Source organism: Streptomyces sp. NPDC051740 (assembly GCF_044453165.1).
GTDB classification, from domain to species: Bacteria; Actinomycetota; Actinomycetes; order Streptomycetales; family Streptomycetaceae; genus Streptomyces; species Streptomyces atrovirens.
Genome location: NZ_JBITCL010000030.1, coordinates 35,306 through 60,279 on the forward strand (window position 1 = coordinate 35,306; position 24,974 = coordinate 60,279).

General features: G+C 73.5%; 21 protein-coding genes. 19 read left to right on the top strand and 2 right to left on the bottom strand.

Annotated elements, in window-relative coordinates; genetic code table 11:
* Nucleotides 1–21 precede the first annotated feature (21 nt).
* Complete coding sequence (locus ACIA6T_RS32550; RefSeq protein WP_399450145.1) at nt 22–1,074, bottom strand: ParB/RepB/Spo0J family partition protein; 1,053 nt, start codon at nt 1,072–1,074, stop codon at nt 22–24.
* Nucleotides 1,075–1,382: 308 nt separating this feature from the next.
* On the opposite strand from ACIA6T_RS32550, the gene ACIA6T_RS32555 reads away from it, so the two are divergent.
* From ACIA6T_RS32555 to ACIA6T_RS32630, 16 genes are all read left to right on the top strand, one after another.
* On the top strand, nt 1,383–1,970 hold the full coding sequence (locus tag ACIA6T_RS32555) for a DUF5987 family protein (protein WP_399450117.1): 588 nt from the start codon (nt 1,383–1,385) through the stop codon (nt 1,968–1,970).
* Nucleotides 1,967–3,640, top strand: a complete 1,674-nt coding sequence (locus tag ACIA6T_RS32560; RefSeq protein WP_399450118.1) for an FAD-dependent oxidoreductase — start codon at nt 1,967–1,969, stop codon at nt 3,638–3,640. The genes ACIA6T_RS32555 and ACIA6T_RS32560 overlap by 4 nt, the downstream gene beginning before the upstream one ends.
* A 129-nt stretch (nt 3,641–3,769) precedes the next feature.
* Nucleotides 3,770–4,807: a carboxymuconolactone decarboxylase family protein gene (locus tag ACIA6T_RS32565; RefSeq protein WP_399450120.1), complete on the top strand. Its 1,038-nt coding sequence runs from the start codon at nt 3,770–3,772 to the stop codon at nt 4,805–4,807.
* Nucleotides 4,808–4,876: 69 nt separating this feature from the next.
* Nucleotides 4,877–5,686: a TIGR03084 family metal-binding protein gene (locus ACIA6T_RS32570; RefSeq protein ID WP_399450121.1), complete on the top strand. Its 810-nt coding sequence runs from the start codon at nt 4,877–4,879 to the stop codon at nt 5,684–5,686.
* A gap of 91 nt (nt 5,687–5,777) precedes the next feature.
* Complete coding sequence (locus ACIA6T_RS32575; protein ID WP_399450122.1) at nt 5,778–6,665, top strand: prephenate dehydrogenase/arogenate dehydrogenase family protein; 888 nt, start codon at nt 5,778–5,780, stop codon at nt 6,663–6,665.
* A gap of 41 nt (nt 6,666–6,706) precedes the next feature.
* Nucleotides 6,707–6,904, top strand: a complete 198-nt coding sequence (locus tag ACIA6T_RS32580) for a DUF6059 family protein (RefSeq protein ID WP_399450123.1) — start codon at nt 6,707–6,709, stop codon at nt 6,902–6,904.
* Between the two features lie 230 nt (nt 6,905–7,134).
* Nucleotides 7,135–8,379, top strand: coding sequence for an ATP-grasp domain-containing protein (locus ACIA6T_RS32585; protein ID WP_399450124.1), 1,245 nt, complete (start codon nt 7,135–7,137; stop codon nt 8,377–8,379).
* Nucleotides 8,376–9,641 carry an ATP-grasp domain-containing protein gene (locus tag ACIA6T_RS32590; protein ID WP_399450125.1) on the top strand — a complete coding sequence of 422 codons (1,266 nt, stop codon included), beginning with the start codon at nt 8,376–8,378 and terminating at the stop codon, nt 9,639–9,641. Before ACIA6T_RS32585 ends, ACIA6T_RS32590 begins: the two co-directional genes overlap by 4 nt.
* Before the next feature lie 23 nt (nt 9,642–9,664).
* Nucleotides 9,665–10,303 (top strand): serine O-acetyltransferase EpsC, encoded by a 639-nt coding sequence (gene epsC, locus ACIA6T_RS32595; protein ID WP_385046424.1) that lies wholly within the window; start codon nt 9,665–9,667, stop codon nt 10,301–10,303.
* Between the two features lie 364 nt (nt 10,304–10,667).
* Entirely contained in the window at nt 10,668–11,621 is a 954-nt protein-coding gene (gene cysK, locus ACIA6T_RS32600; RefSeq protein ID WP_399450126.1) for a cysteine synthase A, read from the top strand.
* The gene (locus ACIA6T_RS32605) at nt 11,618–12,850 is read left to right on the top strand and encodes a NikS protein (protein ID WP_399450127.1); all 1,233 of its coding nucleotides are present in this window, start codon (nt 11,618–11,620) and stop codon (nt 12,848–12,850) included. The genes cysK and ACIA6T_RS32605 overlap by 4 nt, the downstream gene beginning before the upstream one ends.
* 218 nt (nt 12,851–13,068) lie before the next feature.
* The gene (locus ACIA6T_RS32610) at nt 13,069–14,823 is read left to right on the top strand and encodes a non-ribosomal peptide synthetase (protein ID WP_399450128.1); all 1,755 of its coding nucleotides are present in this window, start codon (nt 13,069–13,071) and stop codon (nt 14,821–14,823) included.
* 51 nt (nt 14,824–14,874) lie between these two features.
* Nucleotides 14,875–16,284, top strand: coding sequence for a condensation domain-containing protein (locus ACIA6T_RS32615; protein ID WP_399450129.1), 1,410 nt, complete (start codon nt 14,875–14,877; stop codon nt 16,282–16,284).
* A gap of 100 nt (nt 16,285–16,384) precedes the next feature.
* Nucleotides 16,385–17,623 (top strand): acyl-CoA dehydrogenase family protein, encoded by a 1,239-nt coding sequence (locus tag ACIA6T_RS32620; RefSeq protein WP_399450130.1) that lies wholly within the window; start codon nt 16,385–16,387, stop codon nt 17,621–17,623.
* 29 nt (nt 17,624–17,652) lie between these two features.
* Nucleotides 17,653–18,900 carry a cytochrome P450 gene (locus tag ACIA6T_RS32625; protein WP_399450131.1) on the top strand — a complete coding sequence of 416 codons (1,248 nt, stop codon included), beginning with the start codon at nt 17,653–17,655 and terminating at the stop codon, nt 18,898–18,900.
* 226 nt (nt 18,901–19,126) lie between these two features.
* Entirely contained in the window at nt 19,127–20,743 is a 1,617-nt protein-coding gene (locus ACIA6T_RS32630; protein ID WP_399450132.1) for a hypothetical protein, read from the top strand.
* Nucleotides 20,744–20,889: 146 nt separating this feature from the next.
* On the opposite strand, the gene ACIA6T_RS32635 is transcribed toward ACIA6T_RS32630, so the two are convergent.
* Nucleotides 20,890–21,744: a class I SAM-dependent methyltransferase gene (locus tag ACIA6T_RS32635; protein ID WP_399450133.1), complete on the bottom strand. Its 855-nt coding sequence runs from the start codon at nt 21,742–21,744 to the stop codon at nt 20,890–20,892.
* Between the two features lie 62 nt (nt 21,745–21,806).
* Between ACIA6T_RS32635 and ACIA6T_RS32640 the strand changes: the two genes are divergently transcribed.
* The 3 genes from ACIA6T_RS32640 to ACIA6T_RS32650 all read left to right on the top strand — a co-directional run bounded on the left by ACIA6T_RS32640 (nt 21,807) and on the right by ACIA6T_RS32650 (nt 24,737).
* Complete coding sequence (locus ACIA6T_RS32640) at nt 21,807–22,442, top strand: TetR/AcrR family transcriptional regulator (protein WP_399450134.1); 636 nt, start codon at nt 21,807–21,809, stop codon at nt 22,440–22,442.
* Between the two features lie 275 nt (nt 22,443–22,717).
* Nucleotides 22,718–23,692: a GNAT family N-acetyltransferase gene (locus ACIA6T_RS32645; protein WP_399450135.1), complete on the top strand. Its 975-nt coding sequence runs from the start codon at nt 22,718–22,720 to the stop codon at nt 23,690–23,692.
* Nucleotides 23,693–23,831: 139 nt separating this feature from the next.
* Nucleotides 23,832–24,737, top strand: a complete 906-nt coding sequence (locus ACIA6T_RS32650) for a MerR family transcriptional regulator (RefSeq protein ID WP_399450136.1) — start codon at nt 23,832–23,834, stop codon at nt 24,735–24,737.
* The last annotated feature ends 237 nt before the right edge of the window (nt 24,738–24,974 follow it).

Below are 24,974 nucleotides of genomic sequence, written 5' to 3' on the forward strand. Positions count from 1 at the left end.
AGAATGGCGATACCGCGCCGGTCAGTTCCGGGACGTCGGCGCGGGCCGGACGGTGCCGGCCGGCCCCATGTCGGTCAGCCGGCGGCTGGTCAGGTCCTCGGCGAACCTGCGCCAGGTGTGCGAACACTGCAGAGCCAGTTCGGCCACGGTGGCCGTGCAGTGCGGGGGGACGGCGCCCGCCTGCTGCCGCCATGCCTCGTCCACCACGAAGTGGGTGTGCAGCCAGCGCAGGAAGTGGCGGCCGGACTCGGACTGGCGCAGCGACGGGTCGGCGGCGAGGTTGCGCAGTGTCTCCAGTGGTGTGCGGCTGCGTCCGCCGGTGGCCGGCCGTCCGCCTGCCGCCGGGCGGCCGGGCGTAGCCGGTGCGGGCTCCCGGTCCGCGGGGGCGGCCGGGGCGGGGCCGGCCTCCGCCGGCCGGTCCTCCGGCGCCTTGCCGCGCCGCCGGCTCGGCACCGGGGTCTCCCCGCGCTGGAGACGTCTGCGCACGTCGTGGGCGGTGCCCAGGGACAGGCCGGACTGCTGGGCGACGGCCCGCAGCGGCAGCTCCGGCCGGCTGGTCATGAGTTCCGCCGCCCGCAGCCGCTCCAGCGTGCGGTCCAGCGGGTGCTCCCTGCCGTCGCTGCCCGTCCGGGTGTTCGACCGTGGAGAGTCCACGGTTGAACTGCGCCGTACGGCCGCGACCGTCTTGGGGTCCAGGCCGGTGCAGGTGGCGACGGTCCGGTCGGAGAGGTCCGGGTGGGAGCGCAGGATGCGCTCGGCGGCGGCCTTGCGGTCCGCTGTCGACAGCGGCAGCCCGTGGGCGATGTTCGCGGACACCGAGCGCAGGAAGGCGTCCTTCTCGGGCCCGTCGAAGTAGTGCACCTCGACGGCGTCCTGCCCCTTCAGGGCGGCGGCGGCCACCCGGTGCGAACCGTCGACGATCCGCATCGTCGGCCGGTGGACCAGTATCGGCGGCAGCGACGCCAGGACGTCGGCCAGGCGCTGCACGTGCAGGGGGTCGACCCCGTTCAGCCGGGGGGAGTCGGCCGGCCGCAACACCGCGATACGGACCCGCTGGGTGAAGTTCGTCGGCAGTTCCAGAGCCTTGTCCGTGCTTTCCAACCTTGACACCCCCCTGGACCGGTACGAATTGTTCCGGCTCCTCTTCATTCCGGGGCGGTGGCCCCGTGGCTGACGGAAGAGGAATACGTCGGCAAGAACGTTAAGCGATCGAACGGCCTTTTGGCCGGGTCGGCGGTGGCGATGCTTCGACTCCGCCTAGTTCATTCATGCAACTCACCGTTCGCTGAACGCCGCCGGTGTCAGTTGTTTGAAAAGACTCGGCAGCTCTACGTTCTTTTCACACCCCAGGCGAATCCCACCAACGAGACCGGGAGGACGCGTTGCAGGCATCGACAAGAATTCCCGAGCGCAGGGTCGACATCGGGGACGAGGCGACCCTCACCCTCGAGGCCTATGCGGACACCATCGTTCCCGGCGAGAAGCGCGGGCCCGACGACCGGGCGATAGCCGGCGCCGGCACCGGCGGAGGAGCGGTCGCCGCCGGCGCCCTGGACCTCCTGCGCTGGGACGCGACCGGCGTCGCCGACGGCCTGGAGGACCTGGCCGGCCTCGTCAACGGCCACGCCAGGACCCACGCCGCCGAGAACGGCCTGGAGCTGGACGACACGGTGCCGCCCTTCGTGGCCCTCGACTACGAGGACCGGGTGCGGCTGATCCAGACCCTGACCACCCCGGGCCACCCGGAGAAGGACTTCTGGGTCCTGCTCTCCCTGTTCTGCAACATGGCCTTCGACTCCGCCGCCCACCTGCACACCGCACAGGCCGTCAGGGAGGGCCACCCCGGCCTCACGGCGATGGGCATCACCGCCCCCGACGCCGACGGTCTGTGGCGGTTCGCGGACTTCGGCTACGGCCGCAAGCTGGCCGACCTCCACCCCGACACCACCCCGACCGGGAGCCCGGCATGAGCAACGCGATCGAGAAGACCGACGTCCTGGTCATCGGCAGCGGCTTCGGCGGCGCCATCACCGCCTACCACCTCGCCGCCGGCGGCGCGAAGGTCACCATCCTGGAGCGCGGCCCGTGGCTGCGCAGCACGGACTTCGAGCACGACTACAAGCTGGGCTCCTCCTACACCCGGGCCTTCGACTTCGTCGTCGGCGACGGGATGAGCGTGCTGGGCGGCAACTGCGTCGGCGGCGGCAGCGTCGTCTACTTCGCGGCCATGCCGCGCGCCCCGCGCTTCGTCTTCGACCGCCAGGGCAGCATCGGCCGCCGGATGTGGCCCGCCGCCCTCAGCCGCGACACCCTCGACCCCTGGTACGACCGGATCGAGGAATCCCTCTCGGTGAGCAAGCAGGAATGGAGCGACGTCAGTTACGCCGGAGGACTGTGGGCCGCGGCCTGCCACCACGCCGGACGCACCGCCAACCCGCTCGCCGTCGCCATCGACAACTCCAAGTGCGCCAACTGCAACTTCATGATGGCCGGCTGCCGCTTCGAGGCGAAGCAGTCGCTCACCGTCAACTACCTGCCGGCCGCGATCGCCCACGGGGCCGAGATCCGGCCCCTGCACGAGGTGCAGCACCTGACCCGGACCGCGGAAGGGGACTACCGGATCCACTACAACGTCGTTGACGACCAGGACTACCGGGTGCACCACGAGTCCGGCGTCATCGAGGCCAAGATCGTCGTGATGGCGGCCGGCGCCGCGGCCACCCCGGTCATCCTGCAGCGCAGCGAGGCCCACCTCGGGTCGATGCCGCACGCGGTCGGCCGCTACTTCTCCGGCAACGGGGAACGGCTCAACACGGCCATCCTCAACGAGGACAAGGTCGCCGAACTCCTCGGCCTGTCCCGCGGCGACGGCGCGCTGCCCTACGGCGCCAACGCGATCGGCAGAGGGCCGACCGTGGCCAGCTGGGACAAGCTGGACGGCTCACTGCCCGAGTACTCCCGCTACTCGCTGGAGCAGCTCTACTTCCCGCCGGGCCTCGGCACCATCCTCGCCCAGGTGCCCGACGCCACCGGGCCGACCTGGTTCGGCAGGGAGAAGAAGGAGATCCTCAGGAACTGGAAGTCCTGGCTGACGATCTTCTCGATGATCGAGGACGACAACGAGGGCGTCTTCGGCCCGCCGCCGGAGACCGGCAACGCCCTGCGCATCTCCCAGCAGATGCTCGGCCGCGGCAACCTCTCCTACCGGCCCACGAAGAACACCTGGCACGGCTGGAACCAGTCCGACGCGGAGGTGAAGGAGATCCTGGAGAAGGACGGCCTCGCCAAGGTGATGCCGTGGACCAACGACCTGGTCGGCGCCTACACCGTGCACCCCCTCGCCTCCTGCCGGATGGGCGACGATCCCCGCACCTCGGCCCTGGACGACACCAACGAACTGCGCGGCCACTCCGGTGTCTTCGTCACCGACGGGTCCGCGATCCCCGGGGCGCTCACCGTCAACCCGGCGATGACCATCGCCGCCGTCGCCGAACGCGCGGTCCCGCACATCGTGGCGGAGGCCCAGCGCAGGGGAGTGGCCGTGAGCTACGGAGCCCCGGCGCCCACCGGCTACAAGAGCGGCCGGAACGCGGTCCTGCCGCTGCTGCGCGACAAGCCCAGGCAGCCGGCCGGCGTGTGACCCGCACCGGCGGGCGCGCTTCCCGCCGACCGGTCAGTTGCTTCACAGGACTCTCTCTTCCCCGGTGGGTTGCTTCACGCAACCGGCCCGCGATTCCAGGAGACAGCGGTGCGACCACTCGTGAGAACCATGCTGAAAGGCTCCCTCAAGCAGATCCGGTACGTCACCGCGGTCCCGCGGCACGAGGCGAAGGGCCTGGTGGCCGACGTCTACGACCGGGCCGGCCGGGAGTTCGGGATCCTCGCGCCGCCGCTGGCACTGCACTCCCCGGCGCCCGAGGCGCTCGCCGCCTGCTGGGTCCTGCTGCGCGAGACCCTCCTCGTCGAGGGCCGGGCCGGACGAGCCGCCAAGGAGGCCGTCGCCACCGGCGTGTCACAGGCCAACGAGTGCGCGTACTGCGTCGACGTCCACCAAGCCAAACTGCGGACCCTGACCGGACCGGACACCGCGCCCCTGGCGGCCGTCACCGACTGGGCCCGCGGCCTCACCACCGCCGGCGGCCCGCAGCGGCCCGCGCCCTTCGCCGCCGAGCACGCCCCCGAACTGCTGGCCACCGCCGTCACCTTCCACTACCTCAACCGGATGGTCCAGCTGTTCCTGCCCGACTCGCCCGTGCCCGCCGCGGCCCCCAGGGCCGGACACGGACCGGCGCTGCGGATCGTCGCACGGGCCATGCGCCCGGACACCGGCACCACGGTCACCGCCGGAGCCTCCCTCGGCCTGCTCCCCGCGGCACCGCTGCCCGCCGCGCTCGCCTGGGCCCGGCCCGAGCCGGCCGTCGCCGGGGCCCTGGCCCGCGCCGTCGCCTGCGTCGACGCGTCCGCCGAACACTGGGTCCCCGAGCCCGTACGCGAACTGCTGCACGCCGAACTCGCCGTCAGCGACGGCACACCGCCCGGCCCGAGCCGCGCCTGGCTCGGCCCCCTCACCGACCGGCTCGCCCCCGACCAGCGGCCCGCCGCACGGCTGTCCCTGCTCGTCGCGCTCGCCCCGTACCAGATCACCGACGCGGACGTGACCGCGTTCCGGGCCGGCCGGCCCGGCGACCGCGAGCTCGTCGAGCTCGCCGCCTGGGCGTCCCTGACCGCCGCCGTCCGCGCCGGAAGCCGTTTCGCCGTACCCCTGCCCGACGCCCACCCCACCCGCCCCGCACCCGCCGGCGGCTGACCGGCACCCGCACACCACGAGGACACCCCCCGCATCCCCGCACGAACCCACCCCGAAGGAGCCCCGACCATGAGCAGCATCGACGACGTCCTGAAGGACCTGGCGACCGACATCGAGGAGACCGCCCGCCTCGTCGAAGGCCTCGACGAAGCCGCCTGGAACACTCCGACGCCCGCACCCGGCTGGCGCATCGCCGACCAGATCGCCCACCTGACCTTCATCTTCCACCTGGCCGGCACCGCCGCCTCCGACCCCGAGGCCTTCGCCCGGATCGCCGCCGGCGCCTCCCACGACTTCGACGGGGCCGTGGACGCGGCGCTGCGCCAGTTCAACCAGTTCCCGCCGGACCAGCTGCTGGCCCGCTTCCGCGCGTCGGGCCGGGCCTCCGTCGACGCGCTGGCCGCCGTCCCGGCGGGCGAGGTGGTGCCCTGGCTGGTCAACCCGCTGCCGCCCGCCGTGCTCGCCTCCGCGGGGATCATGGAGGTCTTCGGCCACGGGCAGGACATCGCGGACGCGCTCGGCGTGCGCCGCGAACCGACCGGGCGCCTGCGCCACCTGGTCTTCTTCGCCTTCCTCACCCGCGACTTCGGCTACCTCTCCCGCGGCCTGACCCCGCCCGCCGAGCCGTTCCGCATCGAGGTGACCTCACCCACCGGCGAACTGTGGGCCTTCGGCCCCGAGGACGCCACCGACCGGATCACCGGCCCGGCCGAGGACTTCTGCCTCCTGGTCACCCGCCGCCGCCACCGCGCCGACCTGGCCCTCGAGGCCGAGGGCACGGAGGCCGAACGCTGGCTCGACATCGCCCAGGCCTACCGCGGCCCGGCCGGAGAGGGCCGCCACCCGGGCCAGTTCGCGGAGCAGGGAGACGGACGCTGAACCGCACCGCGGACACCGTCCGCCCGGCCGTCCCCGCACCCCGCGTCCGCTCCCCGCCAACCGTCCCGCCCGCACCCCACCAGGAGCCGACATGACACCCGCCTTCCTGCGCACCGCCGTCGTCATCGGCTGTGGTGTCACGGGCACCTCGATCGCCCTCGCCCTCGCCGGGGCCGGGGTCGAGGTGACCCTCGCCGACCAGGACGCGGACGCGGTCGACCGGGCGCGGCGGCTGGGGGCGGGCACGGCGTGGACCCCCGACCGTCCGCCCGCCGACATCGTCGTCGTCGCCACCCCGCCGTCCGCCGTCGTCGACGTCCTGCACGACGCCCAGGCCCGCGGCCTGGGCCACGTCTGCACCGACACCGCCGGGACCAAGGACATCGTCGCCGCCGAGGCCGAACTGCGCGGCTGCGACCTCAAGGGCTACGTCCCCGGCCACCCGCTGCCGGCCGGGGGCCCGGCGGTCCCGTCCGCCTCCCGGTTCGCCGGCCGGCCCTGGATCCTGTGCCCGTACGACACCACCCCCCGCTGGGCGCTGGCGACGGTCGCCGAACTGGCCGCCCTGTGCGGCGCGGTCCGCCGCGACATGACACCGCAGGAACACGACCTGGCCATGGCCGCCGTCAGCCACGTGCCGTACGTGGTGGCGGCCGTCCTCGCGGGCGGGCTCCTCGACGTCGACCCCGCCCTGCTGCCGCTCGCCGGCGACGAGCTGGCCGGCGTCGTACGGGCCGTCGCCGCCCTCCCCGGAACCGGCAGCGACCTGCTGGCGCACAACGCGGGCCCGGTCGCCGACCGGCTCGACCAGGCGGCCGGCGCGCTGGCCGCCGCCGCCCGGATGCTGCACCGCGGCGAGGACACCGTGCCCGTCGAACTCGCCCTGCTGCTGGAGCTGGGCGAGCGGGGGCGGGCCGCGCTGGAGGCGGCCGGTGAGCACCGCACGGCCGAGGATGCCCGCCGGCCGGACCGGATGTGACGGTCACCGGGACCCGACGCCGAACGAAGGATGGCCCGCCCGTGACCCGCCCCGTCTTCTTCCTGCACCCCGTCTACGAAGCCCTGTCCGCCTTCGGCTGGCTGTTCATCGGCCCCGTCCCGCTCGCCGAGCGACGGCCGCCGCTGACCGGCCCCGCGCCCCTGCACCCCGAGCGGCTGTGCCCCGAACGCCCCCTGACGCCCATGGAGCACGCCCTGGACCGGCAGCTGACGGGCTGAGCGCCCCCGGCCCGGCTCTGCCGCGGCGCCCGGCTCCCCCGCGCGGGGGAGCCGGGCGCCGTCATGTCCCGGCAAGACCGCCCCGGCGCCGTTCGACTTGGCGAAGTCGGATGAACACGCAGGTCACAGCCACACTTCAGAGGCGCCGCACGGGCGAAGATGCCGCTTTCCCCGGCGCGGAAAACGATGAGTGGGCCGTCGCGAGACGTCCTACGAGAACGGAGCCCCGCATGACACACGGCGTGCCGAACAAGCGGTTGCTGATGGTGATGCCCTACAGCCAGTTCGTCCGCAAGGCCGCCCAGGCAGGGTTCGAGGTGTGGGCGATCTGGGACCCGGCCCTGCGCGAGCGGGCCTACCTCGACTCGGTCGCCGAGCACGCCCGCGAACTGCTGCTGACCGACTTCTCCGACGAGGCGGCGCTGCGCGCCCTGATCGCCTCCACCGTCCGGGCCCACGACATCGGCACCGTGCTGCACCTGGGAGCGGAGAGCAGCATGGGCCCGGTCGTCGCCGAGGCGGAGGCGCTCGGGACCTCGCCCAACCCCGCCGCCGCCGTGCACCGCCTCAACGACAAGGGGGCGCTGCGCGCCCTGCTCGGCGAGCACGGGATCTCGCCCGTGCGCAGCGAACTCGCCCTCACCACGGAGGCGGTCGCCGCCGCCGTGTCGCGGCTGCCGCCGCCCGTCGTGGTCAAACCCACCCGGCTGTCCGGAAGCCGCGGCATCGCCCTGATCCGGGACGCCGCCGACCTCGAGGAGTGGACCGGCCGCGTCACCGCCGCGGGACACGCCGGACCGTATCTGGTGGAGGAGTACCTGCGAGGACCGGAGTTCAGCGTCGAGACCCTGTCCGCCGGCGGCACGCACCACGTCATCGGCATCACCGCCAAGCGCACCACCGGCGCGCCCCTGTTCGTCGAGACCTCCCACATCCACCCGGCCCCCCTCGCCCCCGCCGACGACGCCGCCGTCCGCACCCTGGTGACCCGGCTGCTCGACGCCGCCGGCCTGGTCTTCGGGCCCGCGCACACGGAGGTGATCCTCACCGAGCACGGCCCGCGCGTCGTGGAGTCCCAGACGCGGCTGGGCGGCGACCGCATCCCCCAGCTCATCGAGACCGCCACCGGGTACGACATCGAGGCGGAGATCTTCCGCACCCTCGCGGGGGCCGCCACCGAGCCGCCCACCGCCCTGCACACCGCGTCCGTCGGCTTCTTCCTGCTGCCGCCGGGGCGCCTGGCGGAGGTCCGCGGCCTCGACGCCGTACTGGCCCTGCCCTACGTGCACACCCTGCACTTCCCCCACGCCCCCGGCGACGAACTCCCGCCCACCACGAACTCCGCCACCCGCCACGGCTACGTCGTCGTCGACGCCCAGTCGCCGGCCGAGGCCGAGGAGCGCATCGCCCGTGTGCGTTCCCTGCTCGTCGCCGACGTGCGCGAAGCCACCGCCCCGAAGGGAACCCCGCGTTGAACCCCGCCCCGACCGTGCTGCTGATCGGCGGCGTCGACGCCCACCTGGAGCGCTTCCACGCGCTCGGGGCGAAGACCGTCCTGATCCAGCACCCCGACAAGATCACCCCGTACCAGAACAGCACCGCCCACGCGCTGCTGATGCTGGACTACACCGACTGGGAGACCGTACGGCCCTTCGCCGAGGCCGCCCGCGACGTCTACGGCGCCGACGCGGTGGTCTCCCTCACCGAACCCGGCCTCAACACCGCGAGCCGGCTGGCCGACCTGTTCGGGCTGAGCGACGGCAGGCGCCACGAGGCCAGCCGCCGGATGCGCGACAAGTACCTGATGCGCCGGCACCTCGCCGAGCGCGGCCTGCCCGTCCCCGAGCACGGACCGGTCGACGGCCGCGCCTCCCTGGCCGCCTTCGGCGAGCGGGCCGGCTACCCCTTCATCGTCAAGCCCGTCTCCACGACCGCCGGATTCGGTCTGCTGCGCGTGGACGGCCCGCGGGACCTCGACGCCGTATGGGCGCGGATCGAACAGCTGCAGGGCGGGCGCACCGACCGCGGCTCCACCATGTTCACCGTCGACGGCTTCCTCATGGAGTCCTACATCGACGGCCCCGAGTTCAGCGTCGAGTCGCTCAGCTTCGCCGGCCGTCACGTCGTCGTCGCCGTCACCGAGAAGCTCACCGACGACGCCCACTTCGCCGAACTCGGCCACGTCGTGCCCGCCCGGCTCTCCGACACCGACCGGAGCCGGCTCACCACCGCGGTCCAGGACTTCCTCACCGCGATGGACGTCACCGACGGGCCGAGCCACACCGAGATCCGGCTCTCCGCCCGCGGCCCGATGGTCATCGAGTCCCACAACCGGCTCGGCGGCGGCCACATCCCGGAGCTGGTCCGCGCCGCCTACGGCATCGACCTGATCGCCTACGGGGCCGCCTGGCCGCTGGGCCTGACCGAGCCGCTGGCCGCACCCCCCGAGCCCATCGCGGCGGCCGTCACCCGTTTCGTGCTGCGCGAGCCCGGCACCGTCACCGCCGTCCACGGCGTCGAGGAGGTCGCCGCCCGGCCCGAGGTGCTGCTCGCCCAGGTCACGGTCCGGCCCGGCGACACCGTGCGGGAGCTGCGCGACAACTGGGACCGGCTCGGCAGCGTCGCGGTGACGGCCGCCGACCCGGACAGCGCGGTCCGGCTGTGCGAGCACCTGGTCAGCGAGGAGATCCGCATCGACGTCGCCCCGGCGGTCCAGGAGGGGCTGCGGGCGGCCTGAACGACCAGGAGGAGTCGATCACCATGTCCGTACGACGAGGACTGCTGACCACCCTGCGCGAGGACCTCGGCGTCGTCGTCGAACGGGACCCGTCCCTCGGCGGCCGCTGGGAGGCGCTGGGCCACACCGGGCTGTCCGCCCTGTGGGCCCACCGCGTGGCGCACCGGCTCCACCGCGGGCGCACCCGCTGGGCCGCGCGGCTCGTCGCCCGTGTCGCGCGCCGCCGCACCGGGGTCGAGATCCATCCCGGCGCGCGGCTGGGCCGGCGGGTCTTCATCGACCACGGCGCGTCCGTCGTGATCGGGCAGACGGCCGTCGTCGGCGACGACGTGACGATCTACCAGCAGGTCACGCTGGGGGCGGTCGGCTGGTGGGCGGACAACGCGCGCCCGCCCGGCGCCCGCCGGCACCCGGTGGTCGGCGACCGGGTCGTCCTCGGCGCCAACGCCACCGTGCTCGGACCCGTCACGGTCGGCGACGACTGCCTGATCGGTGCCATGGCCACCGTCACGGACGACGTCCCGCCCGGTGCCCGCGTCTACGCGGCCCGCTCGACCGTCCGCCCCGCCCCGACGTCCGCCCCGGCCGTCGCCCACCCGGCCGGCGCGGCGCCGCCCGCCCTCGACGCCGTACGCCTGCTCGCCTCGGCGGGTTCCTGGTGAGCGGCTCCGGCTCCGTCCGTCCTCACACCGGTGTCCGCCCCGGCCGGTTCCCGGTGAGCGGTCGTGGGACGCGCCGCTCCGGCTCCGTCCGTCCTCACACCGGTGTCCGCCCCGGCCGGTTCCCGGTGAGCGGTCGTGGGACGCGCCGCTCCGGCTCCGTCCGTCCTCACACCGGTGTCCGCCCCGGCCGGTTCCCGGTGAGCGGCCGTGGGACGCGCCGCTCCGGCTCCGTCCGTCCCGGCACCGCCCGCGCCCGACGCCGTACGCCCGCTCGCCCCGGCCGGTTCCCGGTGAGCGCTCGCGGGGCGTGCCGTCCCGCGAGCGGCCGTCCGGCCGCCCGTTCCGTCCCGCCCTGGAGACTGCCGTGACCACCGCCGTCCGTACCGAACGCAACATCGCCGCCGGGCTCGAAGAGCTCATCGGCCATACCCCGTTGGTCCGTCTCGCCGTCGTCGGGGTCGCGCCCGGCGCCGAGGTGCTCGCCAAGCTGGAGTCCGCCAACCCCTTCGCCAGCAGCAAGGACCGTGCCGCCCTGGCGATGCTGCGCGGCGCCGAGGAGCGAGGTGACCTCGCCCCCGGCGGCACCGTGGTCGAGTCCACCTCGGGCAACACCGGCATCGCGCTCGCGGCCATGGCCGCCAGGCGCGGCTACCGCTGCGTCGTCGTCCTGCCCGACAGCGCCACCCCCGAGCGGATCGGCCTGCTGAACGCGCTGGGCGCCGAGGTCGTGCAGACGCCCAGCGCCGAGCGGTTCGCGGGGGCCATCGCCAAGGCGGAGGAGATCCAGGCCGCGACCCCCCGCTCCTGGTACGTGCGCCAGCACGAGAACCCCGACAACGTCCGCGCCCACTACGAGACCACCGGACCGGAGATCTGGGCCGACACCGGCGGCCGCGTCGACGTGCTCGTCGCGGGCGTCGGCACCGGCGGCACCCTCACCGGAGCCGGACGCTACCTGCGGGAACACAACCCCGACCTGGAGATCGTCGCCGTGGAACCGGAGAACTCCCCGGTGCTGTCCCGGGGGTACGCCGGCACCCACCGCATCCCCGGCCTCAACGGCGGCTTCGTGTCGCCCACCACCGACGTCGACCTCATCGACGAGGTGATCACCTGCCCGGACGAGGCCGCCCTCGACACCGCCCTCGCCCTGGTGCGCGAACAGGGCCTGTTCGCGGGGATCTCCTCCGGCGCCGCCGTGTACGCGGCGGCCCTCCTCGCACGGCGGCCCGACTCCGCGGGCAAGTCCGTCGTCACGATCCTGCCCGACACCGGCGAGCGCTACGTCAGCATCTTCACCGAAGGGTCCTCCTCATGACCACCCTGGTCCTGCACCGCGGCTCCCTGCGGGCCAACCCCTACGAGCACTGGCTCGCCGGCCGGGACGAGAAGATCGTCCTGCTCGGCTCGGCCGAGCAACTCGCCCTCTTCGGCGAGGAGTTGCCCACCACCGCGCCCTACCTGCACGCCGAGGTGCTGCCCGACTACGACACCAGCCCCCGCGTCGCGGAACGGGCCGCCGAGCTCATCGAGGAGTTCGGCGTCACGGACCTCGTGGCCTGCCAGGAGTTCGACATCGAGCGCGCCGCCGTGCTGCGCGAGCGGTACGGGCTCCCCGGCCAGCGGCCGGACACCGCGCTCGTCTACCGCGACAAGTGGGAGATGAAGCGGGCCGCCGTACGGGCCGGCATCGAGGTCGCCGACCACGCCCTGCTGCACACGGCCGCCGACCTCACCGCCTTCGCCGGCCGCCATGGACTGCCCGTGGTGGTCAAACCGCGCCGCGGCGCCCTGTCCGTCGGCGTGGCCGTCCTGCGCACGGACGGGGAACTGGCCGCATGGCTGGACACCGCCGAGCTGACCGGCCCGGACGGCGAGCCGCAGTGGCTGGCCGAGACGTTCGTCGAGGGCTCCATGTGCCACGTCGACGGCACCGTCCTGGACGGGCGGATCGCCACCCTGTGGCCCTCCCGCTACCTGTACGCGCTGGCGAACTTCCGCGACCGCGCGGGCCGGGTCGACATCGCCCTCGACGTCGCCGATCCGCTCACCCGCAGGCTCACCGAGTTCGGCGAGCGGATCCTGGAGGCCTTCGGCGGACCCGAGCACTTCGCCTTCCACATCGAGGTGTTCCACACCGACGACGACGAACTCGTCCTGTGCGAGGCCGCCTCGCGCGCGGGCGGGGCCGGGGTGCGCGACGTCCAGCGCGCCCTGTTCGGCTTCGACCCCATGGAGTACCCGGTGCGCCGCCAGCTGGGCCTGCCCGTGGACCACGAGGGCCGGGCCGACCCCGGGCGGATCGCCGGACAGCTGCTGTTCACCAAGCGGCCGGGCGTACTGCGCGCCCTGCCCGACCCGGCGACCCTGCCGCCGGGCGTCCTGAAGTACACGACGTACGCGCGGGTCGGGGAGCGGGTGCCCGAGGCCTCGCACTCCGGGGACTTCCTCGCCGCCTTCGTGATCGCGGGCGCGGACCGGGCCGAGTGCGAGGACCGCATCCGGGCCGCCGAGGCCTGGTTCACCGCCGGACTCGACATCGGCTGAGCCACCGACCCGACCAAGGCTGAGCCACCGACCTGACCAAGTACGCGCGTCGTGCGCGCCGGTGCGGGGCGCGGCAATCCAGGAGATGCCGCGTCCCGGACCGCTGTGTGACCGTTCCGGCAGAGCCGGGGGCACGGCGACATCCGCCGCCCGGAGGGCCGATCGGATGGGACAACGCCTTGGTCAGCACATCGATTCAGCAGCGATTCGCCGCGCGGGTGAGCTCGACACCGGACGCCGTGGCCGTCTCGGCGCCCCTGGACGGCACCACCCTGACCTACCGCGAGCTCGACGAGCGCGCCAACCGGCTCGCGCACCGGCTGATCGACCTCGGCGTGCGTCCGGGCGACCCGGTCGCCGTGCTGATGGAACGCTCCCCCGAGGTCGTCGTCGCCCTGCTGGCCGTGGTGAAGGCCGGCGGCGCCTACCTGCCCCTGCACAGCGCCTACCCGCTCGCCCGGATGCAGCAGATCACCGACCGCGCCGGGGCGCCCGTCCTGCTGACCGACGCCGCGCTGCGCTCGCGCGGACTGCCGCGGGCCGGCGAGGTCGTCGAGCCCGCCACGGACCCGGCGGTGGCCGCCGCGCCCGCCACCGACCCGGGCATCGCGTGCGACCCCGACGCCGTGGCCTACGTCATCCACACCTCGGGTTCCACCGGCGCGCCCAAGGGCGTGGAGGTCACCCACCGCGGTGTGCTCGCGTTCACCGCCGACTCCTCCTGGTCCGAGGCGCACCGGCGGATCCTGTCCCTGGCCCCCTACGCCTTCGGCGTCTCCACGTACGAGATCTGGGTGCCGCTGCTGCGTGGCGGCCGTGTCGTGCTGGCCCCGCCGGGCGAGCCCGACGTGGCCGCCGTCCGCCGGCTCCTCGCGGACGAGTCCATCACCGCCCTGCACGTGACGGCCGGGCTCTTCCGCGTCTTCGCCCAGGAGGCCCCCGACCTCTTCGCCCCGGTGAGGGAGGTGCTCACCGGCGGCGACGTCATCGCCCCGACGGCCGTACGGCGGGTGCTCGACGCCTGCCCGGACACCGTCGTACGGGCCATGTACGGCGCCACCGAGCTCACCGCCTTCGCGGCGCACGCGACGATGACCGCCGCCTGCCCGCCGGACGGCCCGGTCCCCGTGGGCCGGCCGATGGACGGCGTGGAGTTCCGGCTCCTCGGGCCCGGCCTGGACCCCGTGCCCGACGGGGAGACCGGCGAACTGTACGTCGCCGGCGACCGGCTGGCCCGCGGCTACCACCACGACACAGCCCTGACGGAGGACCGCTTCGTCACCGGCCCCGACGGTACGCGCATGTACCGCACCGGCGACCTCATGCGGCGCACCGCCGACGGGCAGCTCGAGTTCGCCGGACGCGTCGGCGACCAGGTCAAGATCCGCGGCTACCTCGTGGAGCCGGGCGAGGTGGAGCACGTCCTGGCCCGCCAGGACGGCGTGGCCGACGTCGCCGTCGTCGCCCGGGACGACGGCCCCGGCGAGGACAAGCGGCTCGTCGCCTACGTCGTACCCGGCCGCCCCGCCGGCACCGGACCTGCCGGCACCGGACCTGTCGGCACCGGCCCCGACGGCCTGCGCGCCGCGGTCGCCGCCCTGCTGCCCGACTACATGGTGCCCGCCGCCTTCGTCGTGCTCGACGCGCTGCCCCTGACGCCCAACGGCAAGCTGGACCGCGCCGCGCTGCCCGCGCCCGAACGGCCCGCACCGGCGCCGGTGCCGGAGACCGACGAGTTCACACCCGGCCGGCAGCTGCTGTGCGACCTGTTCGCCCGCGCGCTCGGCCTCGACGCGGTCGGCCTCCACGACAGCTTCTTCGACCTGGGCGGCGAGTCCCTCCAGGCGATCCGGCTGGCCGGCCGCATCGGGGCCGAACTGGGCGTCGAGGTGTCCGCCGCGGACATCCTCAGCCACCCCACCGTCGCCGAACTCGAGACCCTGCTGCGGGATTTGTCGCCCGCCTCCCTGTAGACCCACCAGGCACGACGCGGTCGTCCACGACCGGGAAAAGGATTGGTCACCTTGAGCATCACCACCGCAGCGCCGCAGACCGACGACGGCACCGCCCGGCGGATCCCGCTGTCGTACAACCAGCAGTTCCTGCGCGCCTTCGACAAGGGCGAGACGGACGGCGCCTTCGGCCACCGGCACACCCTGGTGTGCGGCTGGCGCGTCACCGGCGCCGTCGACACCGACGCCCTGCAGCGTGCCCTCGACGACGTGGTCGAACGGCACGAGGTGCTGCGCACCGCCGTGGTCGGCGACGACGAGGGCGGCCACCAGGTCGTCCACCCGCCCGCGCCGGTCGCCCTGGAGGTCACCGACCTGCCCGACGCGGACGGCACCTCGCGCGACGTGCGCGCCGAGGAGTTCCTGAACGACCTCGACGCCGCCCCGTACCCGGTGCGCGAACTGCCCCACCTGCGGGCCTTCCTGGGCCGCTTCGACGCCACCGACGCCGTCCTCGTGCTCGCCACCCACCACACGTCCACCGACGCCTGGTCCCTCCAGGTCCTGATGCGCGACCTGGTGGCCGCCTACCGCGCCCGCGCGGCCGGCGGCACGGCCGAGCAGGGCGAGGCGGCCCAGTACCGGGAGTTCGCCCGCTACCAGCAGGAGAACGCCGACAGCAGCCGCATCGACCAGGCCCGCGCCTACTGGCGCGAGCGCCTCGCCGGAGCCGAGATCACCGGCATCACCTCCGACCGTCCGGCCCAGGCGGACCTGCCGAGCGCGTACGGCGTGCACCGCTTCGTCTTCGACGCCGAACTGTCCAGGAAGGTAGTGGAGTTCGCCCGCGCCGAGCGCTGCACCCCCTTCATGGTGCTGGCCGCCGCCTACAGCGTGCTGCTGCGCCGGCGCACCGGCACCACCGACGTCGTCTTCCCGACCTTCTCCTCGGGCCGCTACGAGGAGCGGTTCGCGGACTCGGTCGGCCCGTTCTTCAACTTCGTGCCGATCCGCGTCGACACCGGCGACTGCACCACCCTCGCCGACGTCCTCGACCGCTCCCGCGCGGCCTGCGTGGGCGCCTACCGCAACGAGATCCCCTTCGCCCGCATCGCCGAGGACAGCCCGGCCCTGCTCGCGCCGTTCGCCGACGGCTTCCTCGCCGTCGTCGCCTTCGAGGTGCTCCAGTCGGCGTTCCCGCTCGACGGCGGGGACGGCGGGGACGGCGAGGACGGCAAGGGGACGGACGGCCCCCGCTTCACCGAGATCCGGCGCCGCACCCTGTCGCAGCGGGTCAGCTCGGCCATCCCGGACGGCGGCCTGTGGGCCATGGACGTCCTGCCCGGCGGCGAGCTCGCGGGCAGCCTGAAGTTCGACCACAACCGCTTCGACGAGCGCACCGCCCGCGAACTGGTGGAGCAGTTCCGGCACCTGCTCACGGCCCTGAGCGGCGCCCCGCAGACGCCGCTGGCGAAGCTGTGACGGCCTCGACGGCCTCGACGGCCTCGACGGCCCCGCGGGCGACCCCTTCGACCTCGACTCCGACCTCGACTTCGACTTCGACGCAAGAGGACCGATCCCGATGACTTCCACCCTGCCCGAGACGTTCGCCCCGCGCGCGGCCGTGCCGGAGCCGGACCTCACCCCGGACGAGATCGTCGCCCGCGCCGAGGAACTGGCGGCCGGCCTGCCCGCCCGGCAGGCCGAGACGGAGCGGCGCGGTCACTACGCCGAGGACACCCACGAGGCGTTCGTCCGCGCCGGCTTCTACCGCATCCTGGTCCCGCGCCGGTACGGCGGCTACGAGTTCGGCCCGGCGACCTTCATGAAGGTCGCCACGACCCTGGCCCGCGGCTGCCCGTCGACCGGCTGGATGTACCTGTTCGGCGCGGCCCACGCGCTGGTCGCCGCGACCCTGTTCGACGAGCGCACCCAGGCCGAGCTGTTCGCCGGCGGCGACTTCGTCTGCCCGGCCACCGTCGCCCCCGCCGGCAGCGCGACCCGCGCCGAGGACGGCTCCTGGCTGCTGGACGGCGTCTGGAACTACTGCTCGGGCGCCCCCTACGCCACCCACTTCATCGGCCACACCCTCGTCTTCGACGACCCCGACGGGCCGCCCGCGCCGATGCTGTTCATCGCCGAACGGTCGCAGTTCGAGCGCCTGGACGACTGGGGCGACCAGCTCGGCCTCAAGGGCAGCGGCTCGCACAGCATCCGCGTCCAGGGCGCCCGCATCCCCGCCCACCGCACCCTGCCCGGCCACCTCAGCCAGATCCCGGTCACCGACGGGCTGCCGGGACGCACCCTGCACGGCCCCGAGTACGGCGGCGGACCGCTCAGCTTCATGCTGCTCGAACTCGGCGCGCTGGCCGTCGGCATGGCCCAGGGCGCCCTGGACGCGTACGAGGAGCTGATGCGCACCCGTACCACCACGTTCTTCCCGATCGTCCCGCGCACCGAGGACCCGGACTTCCAGTTCCGCTTCGGCGAGGCCACCGGCATGATCGCCACCGCCGACGCGGCGATGACCGAGGCCGTACGCCAGTGGGAGCAGCTCTGCCTGAAGGACGCGGCGGCCTTCACCCGCGAGGAGGAGCTGCGGCTGGCCACCATCAGCCGTGAGGTGGTCCGCCTGTGCTGGAGGGCCGTCGAGGGCCAGCTCTTCCCGACGGCGGGCTCCAGCTCCGTACGCGCGGGGGAACGCGTCGAACGGGTCTGGCGCGACCTGTCGACGCTGCACAGCCACGCCGGAAACGGCGTCTTCCTCGCCTCGCACGCCGGCCGGGAACTGGCCCGCGCGCACTTCGGCACCGGACAGTGACCGCCCCTTCTGCAGACAGGGAAAATCCCATGGAGCAAGGCTGCCCCTTCGCCCTCGACACCACCGGGCGGGACATCCACGGCGAAGCCGCCGTCCTGCGCGACCGGGGACCCGCGGTCCCGGTGGAACTGCCCGGCGGTGTCCTCGCCTGGTCGCTGAACGGCCACGACGTCATCAAGAAGGTGCTCGGCGACCCGCGGGTCACCAAGAGCGCCCGCAACCACTGGCCCGCCTTCCAGAACGGTGAGATACGGCCCGACTGGGAGCTGATCAGCTGGGTGGCCATGGACAACATGGTCACCGCCTACGGCAAGGACCACGTCCGGCTGCGCAAGCTGACCGGCAAGGCGTTCAGCCCGCGGCGCACCGAGGCGTTCCGCCCCCGCGTGGAGGAACTCACCGACCAGCTCCTCGACGGCCTGGCGCAGACCGCGCCCGGCGAGGTGGTGGACCTGCGCGAGCGGTTCGCCTACCCGCTGCCCGCGCGCCTGGTCGCCGACCTGATCGGCATGCCCGAGGAGGCCCGCGCCAAGACCGCCAAGGTCATCGACGCCATGGTGGACACCACCATCACCCCCGAGCAGGCCCAGGCCGTGCTCGCCGGCTGGCGCGGCGCGATGGCGGACCTGATCGCCGACAAGCGGCGCGAGCCCGGCGAGGACATCACCAGCGACCTCGTGGCCGCCCGCGACGAGGACGGTTCCCGGCTGACCGAGGAGGAGCTGACCGACACCATCTTCGCGATCCTCGGCGCCGGCTCCGAGACCACCATCAACTTCTTCGACAACGCCATCACCGCGCTGCTGTCGGACCCCGCGCAGCTCGAGCTGGTCCGCTCCGGGCAGGCCACCTGGGACGACGTGATCGACGAGACGCTGCGCGTGGAGTCGCCCCTGGCGCACCTGCCGCTGCGCTACGCCGTCGAGGACATCGAGCTCGACGGCGTCACCATCCCCAAGGGCGACCCGATCCTGGTCAACTACAGCGCCGTGGGCCGCGACCCGCGACTGCACCCGGACGACCCCGGCTCCTTCGACCTCACCCGGGCGGACAAGGAGCACCTGTCCTTCGGATTCGGCCCCCACTACTGCCTCGGCGTGGGCGTGGCCCGCCTGGTCGCCCGCACCGGCCTGTCCCGCCTCTTCGCCCGCTTCCCCGACCTGTCGCTGGCCGTCCCCCGGGAGGAACTCCAGCCCCTGCCGACCTTCATCATGAACGGCCACCGCGCCCTGCCGGTCCGCCTGACGGTCCCGGCCCTGGCCACCACCGCCTCCTGAGCACACCGGCCGTCCGGTGACGGGAGCGTTCCTCCCGGCATGACGCCGCCTGCGCGGTGTTCCGCCGGGAGAAACGCCCTCATTCGTGGTGCCGACCCGAACTGCCACGCCCCGCACAGAAACCACCTCCCCTCCCCAGGCGTTGACCGGTCGACGCCGCTTCGCCGCTTCGCCGTCGCGGCGGGCCGGCGGCGGGTGCCGGGGACACATCGGGAGGGAGAACGGGATGACGCAGGCCGTGGTGGGCGATCCGGGCGAGCGGGTGCCGGGGCGCTGGTGGACGGTGCGTCTGGACGCCGTCGGCCGGGGCAGTACGGCCGTGCGCGTCAGGTGCAGCCGCCCCGCCTGCGCCGAACAGCGTCTGGCGTCCACGGCCGACGGCCGCGCGGCCGCGGTCGCCCACCTCAAGGCCCACCTGCGCGCCGTCCCCGCCCCCAGGGCCGAGGCGTACTGCGCGTGCCGGGCCGAGAGCTGCCGCACCCACCTGCCCGACACCACCGGCCGCCCCGCGCGCGCCGAACCCTGGCGGTGCGGCGGCCCGGTCGTCCTCGCGGTCGTCGCCGACCGGGAAGGACGCTGGTGGCAGGCGATGGAGTGCTGCTCGCGGTGCGCGGCCGCCACCCCCGGAGCGAAGACCGTGGGCACCTCCCGGACGCCCGGCGCCCCGCGGACCACCGAACGCCCGCCCCCCGCAGCCACGGGCGTGGGCGCGCCACGGTTCTCCGACCACCAGCCCCCCGTACCCACGGGCGTGGGCGCGCCGCAGTTCTCCGATCGTCAGGCCCCCGCCGGGACGGGGGCTCCGACCCCCCGCTCCGTACCCGCGCGGCGCCGCCCACGGCAGGGGAAGATCGCCCAGCGGATCGTCCCGCACGACCTGCTGCCCGACACCCTGCGGGACGAACTCACCGAACTCGGCGACCTCTTCCGCGCCTACCAGCGGCGCGAACAGCCCGACCTGGAGCTCCTCGCCGACCTCCAGGAACGCAAGGCCCGCGCCTTCACCACCTGGGCCGCCGTCACCGGCGACGACACCCTGCGGGAGGAGGCCCGGCGTGCCGAACAGGCCGCCGCCACCATCGGCCTCCAGCACCAGCAGCGCACCGGCGTCACGTACGGCGACGGGCCGGCCGTGACGCGGCTGCTGACCGTACCGACGCAGTGGGAGCACGCGCGCTCCGTCCTCGCGCACATCGCCGGCCACGCCCCGCTGCCCGGACCGGAGGCACGGCTGCTGGCGCTGATGCTGACCCTGCGCACCGCGCACACCGGCACCGGCAACCTCGTCGGCCAGGACGTCAACGCGCTGGGCCTGACCGATCCGCGGGACCTGCTGGAGAAGCTGACCGGCTGCGGCTGGCTGTCCCTCCCCGGCACCGTCGACGACCTGCTCGCCTCCCGGCCGGAGAACCCCACCCCGATCACCGTCCCCTCCCTGGTGCCCCCCGAGGACGGGACGGGCCCGTTCACGTTCGGCAGGAAGATGCGGCCCAAGCTCTCCGGCTGGGCCCAGCGGGTCGTGACGGACAAGAAGCTCCGCAAGACCAAGGCCACCGCCGGCACCCGGCTGCTCGCCCTGACACTGGCCACCCGGACCGACCCCTCGGGCCGCCTCGGCCCCGGCGGCCAGGGCATCGCCCTGGACACCCTCACCACCCGGGTCCCGGCCGACCCCGACGGACTCCAGGACCTGATCGACCGCCTGACCGCGGCGGACTGGCTCACCGGGGCCACCCTCACCGACACCCACCTCACCGGCCGCCTGACCGAACGCGTCCTGCCCCTCACCTGCCCCCTTCTCCAGGACCTGGCTCCTCGATCAGGATCGGAGCCGGACGAGTGATGCCGCCGCGGTGACGGTGCCGAGCGTGCCGAAGCAGCATGTCCCGGGTGCCGTCGGCTGATCACAGCGCGTGTCGTCCGTGGACGGTCCGCCACGGCCCGAAGCGTTCCGGCAGCTCAGGCCACCGCACGCCGGTGCCCGATGCGTCACTCGCCCGGACGGATACGCTCACGCGTCGCTGTGACGATCCAGACCGCCCCGGGGATGTGGACACCGTCTGCGGTCTCGAACTCCGTGAGGGCGTCGTGCACTTCGGCCCGGATGCGGGTGATGGTCGCCGGGTCGACATCGCGCAGGTTGTAGCGCGTCGGGCCCATGGAGAAGATGAAGTCGGCGGCGTCGTCCGCGTCGGCGCCGAAGGTCATGGGCGCCTCGACCGGAGCCACCTCGATGTCGGTGAACCCGCCGGCGGTGAGCACGTGGCGGATGCGCGCCGGGTCGAGGAGCGACCCCATGCCCCTGGAGGCGGGGGACGCCTCGCGCAGGAACGGCGAGAGTGCGGCGGTCGCGCGGGCGTAGGCGCTGTCCGGGCCCGCGGGCTGCGGCCCCAGGAACGCGAGGCGGCCGGCGGGCACGAGCGCGTGCCCGAGATGGGTGAAGGCCGCGACGTGGTCGGCGAAGAACATGACACCGCCGCGGCTGACGAGGACATCGAATCCGCGGTCGGGGAACGGATGCACCTGTGCGTCACCCTGCTCGAAGGTGACGTTGCCGAGGCCTTCCGCGGCCGCGTCACGGCGGGCACGTTCCAGCATCGGCGCGGACAGGTCGACACCCACGACGTTCCCGTCGTGGGCCCGTCGCGCTGCGAGGCGCGTCGTCTGGCCGGTGCCGCAGCCGACGTCGAGGACCCGGTCCCGGGCTGTGATGTCCGCGGCGGCGAAGAGGGGCGCGTTGAACGAGCCCATCATCCCGTCGTAACGCTCGGGGTGTCCGGCCCAGAGGACGCCCTCCCAGTCGTTCCACGCCTCTGCCTGCTGATGGTTGGCGATCGTGTGCACGGCTTGCCCTCCGACGATTGGAGTCGACCTCTAGAGTTCAACTCTAGATATAGGCTCCAGTCATGGGTGAAGGCAAGGGGAAGCAGGGCGGCAAGGCTCAGGAGACACGGCGACGGATCATCGAGGCGGCCGGCGCGCTCTTCGTCGAGCAGGGCTACGGGGCGACCAGACTGCAGGAGATCGCCGACCGGGCAGGGGTGGCGGTGCAGACCATCTACTTCGTCTTCCGCAACAAGCCCTCGCTGCTCAAGGAACTCGTCGACGTCACGATCGCGGGCGACGACGAACCCGTGCCGACGATGGACCGGCCCTGGTTCACGGAGGTCATGACCGCGCCCACCGCCGAGTCCGCGCTGGCCGCACTGGTCGCCGGCACCCGCAGGACACTCGAACGCGTCGCGGCCGTCAACGAGATGGTCCGCGCCGCGACAGCGACCAACCCGGAGATCCGGGAGCTGTGGCCGGATCACACGGACCCGCGGTACACGGTGATCGCGACAGCGGCGAAGTCCCTGACCGAGAAGCCGGGCACGCGCCCCGCCGTCCCCGTCGAAGAAGCGGCGGACATCATCTACGCCGTCCTCAGCCCGGAGCTCTTCCTGGTCCTCACCCGCGACCGCGCGTGGCCACCGGCCAAGTGGGAGCAATGGGCGTACGGCACCCTCAGCTCCCAGCTGTTGGTCGACAACGGGCTCTGAACAGCTCCGCCTCCGAGGGCGATCGAGGAGACAGGGCCCGGCGCCCGGCTCGTCTTCGAGTACCAGGCGGTGGAGCAGGCACGGCCGGCGCTCCTCCGGCTCCTCGCCGGCCCCCGGCGGAACCGGGGCCCGGCGGGTCGTCGACCGGCGGGAAGACGGCCGCCCGGCCGTCGGGGAACGCGGCCCCTCGGTCCTCGAGGTGCCGCCGGACCTGCCGCTTCGCCCGCGGCGCACGTCCGTGGTGCGATGGAACCGGGGCGGAAAGGAGAGCGGTCATGTCCGCAGCCAGGCGAACGAGTGTCGCCGCCCCGGTGTCGGTCCGCCCGCTGGTCGAGCCGGACCTGGACCGGGCCGACGAGATCTTCAGGGTCGCCTTCGGGACCTTCCTCGGAGCCCCCGAGCCGGAGACGTTCTTCGGGACCGCCGACTACGTCCGCACCCGCTGGGCGGCGGATCCGCACGCGGCCTTCGCGGCGACCGTCGAGGGCGAGGTCGTCGGATCGAACTTCGCCGCCGACTGGGGCAGCGTCGGGTACTTCGGCCCGCTGACCGTACGTCCGGACCTGTGGGACCAGGGCATCGGCAGGCGCCTCATGGAACCGGTCATGGACTGTTTCGGCACCTGGGAGAACCGCCACCTCGGCCTGTTCACCTTCTCGCACAGTCCCAAGCACCTCGAGCTCTACCGCCGGTACGGTTTCTGGCCCCGGTTCCTCACCGCGGTCATGAGGAAACAGGTCGCCGCCAGTGCCGCGGTCCCCGGCCGAGTGCTGTACGGCGAGCTGACCGCCGCCGAGCGGTCCGACGCACTGAGCCTCGGTCGCGCACTGACGGGGGCCGTGCACGAGGGCCTGAGCCTGGAGCGCGAGATCACGGCCGCACAGGCACAGGGGCTCGGTGACACCGTCCTCCTCGAGGGCTCCGGCTCCGGCCTCGACGGCCTGGCCGTCTGCCACTGCGGAGCGGGGTCGGAGGCCGGTGAGGACGTGTGCTTCGTCAAATTCGGCGCCGTACGCCCTGGCCCGGACGCCGCGGACCGGTTCGAACGACTGCTGAACGCGTGCGAGCAGCTGGCCACCGAGAAGGGGCTGGGGCAACTGGACGCCGGAATGAACCTGGCCCGCCAGGACGCCTACCGGCGCATGGCCGACCGCGGTTTCCGCACCTGGCTGCAGGGCGTGACCATGCACAGGCCCAACGAACCCGGCTACAGCCACCCGGACGCCTACGTGATCGACGACTGGCGCTGAGTCCACCGCCGTACCCGGCTCCGGGGAAGAGCCGATGCCGTCAGGTGGCTTCGTCCACGAGGTCCACGGGTTGCACCTTCCGTAGCGGCATGTGGTCCGGTGGACTCACGTCCGATGCCTTGAGGAAAGGTCCCTGCTCATGCGTTCGTCTTTCATGCCACCCCGTCGGGTCAGGATCGGTGACGCGGCGGCCTTCGTCGGCAGCACGCCACGGGCGATTCGCCATTACCACGAGATCGGCCTGCTCCCCGAGCCTGAGCGGGGCGGCGATGACCGCCGCCGCTACGGGTACGAGGACATGATCCGCTTGCTGTGGATTCGCAAGATGGCCGACGCCGGGATCGCCCTGGACGACATCCGTGACGCCTTCACCCCCGGTACGGCTTCCGCCGGTGCGGACAACGGAGAAGGTGTCGCGGGCGTCCTGGAGCGGTTGGAGGAAACCCTCGCCGAGCAGGAGGCGGAACTGCGGCGGCAACGGACCGCCGTGCGGCGGATGCGCACCGAAGGCGGCCGGATGGGCCTGCTCTCCGACTTCGTCACCGAACGCCTCAAGAGCCTGCCCGACGGCTCCCTGCGCCAGGCGGACCTGGACAGTCTGCTGGTCACCGAGCGGATCTTCGGCCCGCTCGGCGCGGCCGTCCAGGCCACCCGCCTCGTCGTCCTGGCCACGCATCCCACTCTGCGGGAGGAATCCGACCGCATCGACGACGCCGAGGAGGCACTCGATGACAGTGTCGCCGTCGATGATCCACGGGTGGCTCAAGTGGCCGTCGAACGGCACGCCTTCGAAAGCGCCCTGCAGGCCGTCATCGAGGAGTCCGGCCTGGACAAGGACGACGACGCCCTCTTCGACGCCTGGGACACTGTGCACCCTGCCGGAGCCGATGACGGCGAGGCCGACCTCGGCTCCGGCAGGCGGGAGGCCGACTCCATGAGCGTGGTCGGAGCCATCGGCAAGATGCCCTACGACTTCTCCCCGGCCCGCCTGCGCTGTATGGAACTGGCGGAAGAACTGTCCGCCCAGGACTCACCCGCTACCTGAAACGGGGATCGCGCGGGCAGAAGGAACCTCGGGAAGCCGGAACGCCGCAGAAGCGGGGAGTACAGTCCCACACGCCGTCCACGCCGCAGCTCAACACGGAATCACCACGACCGGCGACAATGCCGATGACCCCGCCGGCACCACCCCGCGCACTCACTGGTGCACAGCGACGGCGATCTTGCCGCGTGGGCGTCCGCGGCCCTCGCCGGCAGAGCCGCCCTCCAGCAGTGCGTGCGC

Bases quoted from the DNA above. Each gene is read 5' to 3' on its own strand.
- ACIA6T_RS32560 (WP_399450118.1), top strand. From the start codon at position 1,967: ATGAGCAACGCGATCGAGAAGACCGACGTCCTGGTCATCGGCAGCGGC.
- ACIA6T_RS32565 (WP_399450120.1), top strand. From the start codon at position 3,770: ATGCTGAAAGGCTCCCTCAAGCAGATCCGGTACGTCACCGCGGTCCCG.
- ACIA6T_RS32570 (WP_399450121.1), top strand. From the start codon at position 4,877: ATGAGCAGCATCGACGACGTCCTGAAGGACCTGGCGACCGACATCGAG.
- ACIA6T_RS32575 (WP_399450122.1), top strand. From the start codon at position 5,778: ATGACACCCGCCTTCCTGCGCACCGCCGTCGTCATCGGCTGTGGTGTC.
- ACIA6T_RS32585 (WP_399450124.1), top strand. From the start codon at position 7,135: ATGACACACGGCGTGCCGAACAAGCGGTTGCTGATGGTGATGCCCTAC.
- epsC (WP_385046424.1), top strand. From the start codon at position 9,665: ATGTCCGTACGACGAGGACTGCTGACCACCCTGCGCGAGGACCTCGGC.
- ACIA6T_RS32605 (WP_399450127.1), top strand. From the start codon at position 11,618: ATGACCACCCTGGTCCTGCACCGCGGCTCCCTGCGGGCCAACCCCTAC.
- ACIA6T_RS32620 (WP_399450130.1), top strand. From the start codon at position 16,385: ATGACTTCCACCCTGCCCGAGACGTTCGCCCCGCGCGCGGCCGTGCCG.
- ACIA6T_RS32625 (WP_399450131.1), top strand. From the start codon at position 17,653: ATGGAGCAAGGCTGCCCCTTCGCCCTCGACACCACCGGGCGGGACATC.
- ACIA6T_RS32630 (WP_399450132.1), top strand. From the start codon at position 19,127: ATGACGCAGGCCGTGGTGGGCGATCCGGGCGAGCGGGTGCCGGGGCGC.
- ACIA6T_RS32640 (WP_399450134.1), top strand. From the start codon at position 21,807: ATGGGTGAAGGCAAGGGGAAGCAGGGCGGCAAGGCTCAGGAGACACGG.
- ACIA6T_RS32645 (WP_399450135.1), top strand. From the start codon at position 22,718: ATGTCCGCAGCCAGGCGAACGAGTGTCGCCGCCCCGGTGTCGGTCCGC.
- ACIA6T_RS32650 (WP_399450136.1), top strand. From the start codon at position 23,832: ATGCGTTCGTCTTTCATGCCACCCCGTCGGGTCAGGATCGGTGACGCG.